General features: G+C 61.5%; 3 protein-coding genes and 1 pseudogene. 3 read left to right on the top strand and 1 reads right to left on the bottom strand.

Annotated elements, in window-relative coordinates; all coding sequences use genetic code 11:
• Positions 1 to 153 (bottom strand): annotated as a pseudogene (locus AC1D00_RS31695) (alanine dehydrogenase); the annotation flags it as partial.
• Between the two features lie 141 nt (positions 154 to 294).
• On the opposite strand from AC1D00_RS31695, the gene AC1D00_RS31690 reads away from it, so the two are divergent.
• The 3 genes from AC1D00_RS31690 to AC1D00_RS31680 form a co-directional block, all read left to right on the top strand.
• A complete protein-coding gene (locus AC1D00_RS31690) occupies positions 295 to 774 on the top strand; it encodes an Lrp/AsnC family transcriptional regulator (RefSeq protein WP_027546309.1) in 480 nt (159 codons plus the stop codon).
• A gap of 226 nt (positions 775 to 1,000) precedes the next feature.
• Positions 1,001 to 2,317 (top strand): hypothetical protein, encoded by a 1,317-nt coding sequence (locus AC1D00_RS31685; RefSeq protein ID WP_477013374.1) that lies wholly within the window; start codon positions 1,001 to 1,003, stop codon positions 2,315 to 2,317.
• 101 nt (positions 2,318 to 2,418) lie between these two features.
• Positions 2,419 to 3,658 (top strand): Orn/Lys/Arg decarboxylase N-terminal domain-containing protein (locus AC1D00_RS31680; RefSeq protein WP_477013373.1); only part of this gene is annotated, 1,240 nt, incomplete at its 3' end.

The following is a 3,658-nucleotide window of genomic DNA, read 5'->3' as shown; positions in this document are numbered from 1 at the left end:
CCGATAGACCTCGTCCGACGCGCCGATGCCGCTGCCGGCGCCGGCCTCGACCGTCACCTGATGCCCGGCCGCTACATATTCGCGAACGGCGCCCGGGGTGAGCCCGACGCGATATTCCTGCACCTTGATCTCCTTGGGCACACCGACACGCATCCTGGGCTCCTTCCAACGTTTTGATTCACCTCGTCATGGTAGCGACGGGTCCAGTTTGGTTTCGTGCAAATATCAGCTAGTTTCGCCATCTCCGCGCCGGTTTCCGGCGCGCAAACGCTCTTTCACGCTGGAAACGAAACATTGGCCCTCGACCGGAAAGACCTCGCCATCCTCGCGGAACTCACAACCAATGCACGGGCCAGCCACACCGAGCTCGCCAACAAGGTCGGGCTATCCAGCACGGCACTGGCGCGGCGCCAGAAGGCGCTGGAGGACGACGGCTTTATCCAGGCCTATCAGGCCGCGCTCGACCTGGCGCAGTTCGGCCTCACCACGACGGTGCTGGTGCGCATTGCGCTGGAGAGCCAGAGCGACGAGGCGCTGAAGGCGTTCGAGGCGGAGGTGGTGAAATGCCCCTCCGTCGTGCGCTGCTTCCTGATGTCGGGCACCGACGACTACATCCTGATCGTGCTCGCCCGCGACATCCAGGATTTCGAGCGCATCCACCGCACCGAACTGTCCCGCCTGCCGCGCGTCGCGCGGGTGCAATCAAGCTTCGCGCTGCGCGAGGTCGTCAACCGCGCCGTGCCGACCGTGGTGTTCAGCGAGGCGAAGCGGTAGCGGTTCCCTCTCCTGCGAGCGCCGCGAAGGCCATCCCGCGCCGCAGTCGGGCTGCATCGGGCACCAAGCTGACTGGTGCCCGATCCGGTGTGCACGTTAAGTTTGGCTTTACCCTAAGTTGCACTTTACCCAATGAGCTTAGGGTAGCTCAGAGCTATTCGCTTATCCTCGCAACTTAAGATCGTTTTGCTGGAGGGGGTCCCACCGGCGCGCAGGGGCACGAATTGTGGCACTTCATTCCAAGACGCAGCTTTCTCCAATCGAAGCGCCGACCACGTTCTTAAGCCTGATCGATCGGAGGTTCCTCCTTGGCGCCTATGGCTCACAGGCACGTATCCACATGGCTGTGGCATGGCTAGCCCGGACGATCGTCACAGCCAGCTTGATTGYAGGCCTCGCCTGCCGGTATGCAGCCCTCGATCAGGTGACCGCCGATACGACCGAGTTCCTGCTGCCCTGGTATGAATTCGCGCACAGCCACGGTCTTGCCAGTCTCGGGCACACGTTCACGGATTACACCCCGTTTTACAGTTACCTTTTGGTTGCGGCGACCGCGTTCCATGGGCTGTTCGAACCATGGCACCTGATCAAAGGAATTTCTTTCATCTTCGAATTCGGCTGCGCGCTGATGGCAGCGCGCCTGGTCGCGTCCGACAAAGAACGTATCTACAGTCCATCCGTTGCATTTGCGGCCGTCTGGCTAGCACCGACCGTTCTGTTCAACGGTGCGGTCTGGGGTCAGTCCGACGCGATCTGGACGTTCTTCATCTTGCTATCGGTATATTTCATTTCCCGAGACAGACCTCGGGCCGGTCTCGTTTCATTCGCCGTCGGATTTTCTGTCAAGGCCCAGGCAATATTCCTTTCGCCCTTGATCTTCGCGCTCGTGCTGAGGCGAACGATCCATTGGTTTTGGCTTGCAACGATTCCGATTGTTTATCTCGCCGTCGCGGCTCCCGCCTGGCTGCTTGGCCAACCTCTCTCCGACATCCTGACGGTCTATTTCAATCAGGCTGAAACCTACGCCCGGCTGTCAATGAACGCAGCAAACATGTGGTTGCTCGTGCCCAACCGGTTCTATGGACCCGGTGTAGCCGCCGGAATGGCCATTTCAGCGGCGGCAGGGCTCGTATTCTCAATCGTTGCCGCGCGGGCGAAAGACCTGCACAAGCTCGAACATCTGGTCGCAGCCGCAGCCGTGTCTCTGCTCTTGATGCCATTCGTGCTGCCGAAAATGCACGACCGATATTTCTACGCGTTTGAGGTCATGGCGATCATACTGGCCTGCCTTAAGCCGCGCTTCTCCGTAGTCGCCATCGCCGCGCAGATCAATGGCGTGATTGCCTATCTGAGCTATTACGGCATTGCAGCGCCGTTGATGGTTCCGGCGGTCATTGGGAATGGCTGGATTCTGCTGCAGCTCGCTCTTTACACGCTCCGCAAAGCGAAAGACCCGGGGCAGCCCGATTCAGTTGCATTCTCTCCGACGACATTCGCCGTCGGCGCGATCGCTTTCTGGGCCATCTATTTACTTGCCGCTTGAAGAGACCGCGGGGAGAGGCGAAAGCGCGGACCGCAGCCACTGTCATCCAACTGTCMTCGAATGTGCCGAGAGCTGTGTCTCCAGTACATTCGGGACCGACAATGGACTATTTCAAGCGCTTCAACTTCCTGTTCGCCGCACCCGTGTTCGACGCCGACGACCTCGAAGGCGTCCGCTTCAACCAGATCATCGAGGAGATCCAGCGTTCCGGTTTCGAGGTGGTCCGGGCCCGCAAGCTGGAGGACGCGGAGATGGCGGTGCAGACCGACGCCGCGATCGGCTGCATGGTGGTGGACTGGGGCAAGAAGGGCCTGGAGGGCAAGACCTCGGCCCTGATCAGCCTGATGCGGCGCCGCGGCCTCGACTTCCCGATCATCCTCCTGATCCGGCGCAAGCGCTTCGAGGATTTGCCGGTCGAGGTGCTCGACTTCATCGACGGCTATGTCTTCCTGTCCGAGGAGACGCCGACCTTCATCGCCAAGAACCTGATCAGCCGGCTCAAGCAATATGCCGAGACGCTGAAGACACCGTTCTTCGGCGCGCTGGTCGACTATGCCGAGGAAGGCAACCAGCTCTGGACCTGTCCGGGCCACAATGGCGGCGTGTTCTACAATCGAAGCCCGATTGGCCGGGTCTTCGTCGAGCATCTCGGCGAATCCGTGTTCCGCGACGACCTCGACAATTCCGTGCTCGACCTCGGCGACCTCCTCACCCATGAAGGCCCGGCGCTGAAGGCGCAGAAGGAAGCCGCCCAGATCTTCGGCGCGGAGAAAACCTACTTCGTGCTCAACGGCACCTCGACCTCGAACAAGGTCGCGCTCGGCGCGCTCGTCACCGACGGCGACCTCGTGCTGTTCGACCGCAACAACCACAAGGCCGCCCACCACGGCGCGCTGATGATCAATGGCGGCATCCCGGTCTACGTCCCGACCATCCGCAACGCCTGGGGCCTGATCGGCCCGATGCGCTGGGACGTGCTCGACGAGAAGGCCCTGCGCGAGGCGATCCGCAACCATCCGCTGGTTGGGGATCGCGACGCCTGGCGCAAGGAACGGCCGTTCCGCGTCGCCGTGGTCGAACAGTGCACCTATGACGGCACGATCCACAGCGCCGAGATGATCCTGAAGCGCATCGGCCATCTCTGCGAGTACATCCTGTTCGACGAGGCCTGGGCCGGCTTCATGAAGTTCCACCCGCTCTATGCCGGCCGCTTTGCCATGGGCCTCGCCAACCTTCCCCCCGAGGCGCCGGGCATCATCGCGACGCAGTCGACCCACAAGCAACTCGCGAGTTTTTCGCAGGCCTCCCAGATCCACATCAAGGACCGTCACATCCGCGGCC

Source organism: Bradyrhizobium sp. P2_E8 (assembly GCF_056403875.1).
Note: the sequence above shows the minus strand (reverse complement) of the source record. Positions and strands in the feature narration are given on the sequence as shown.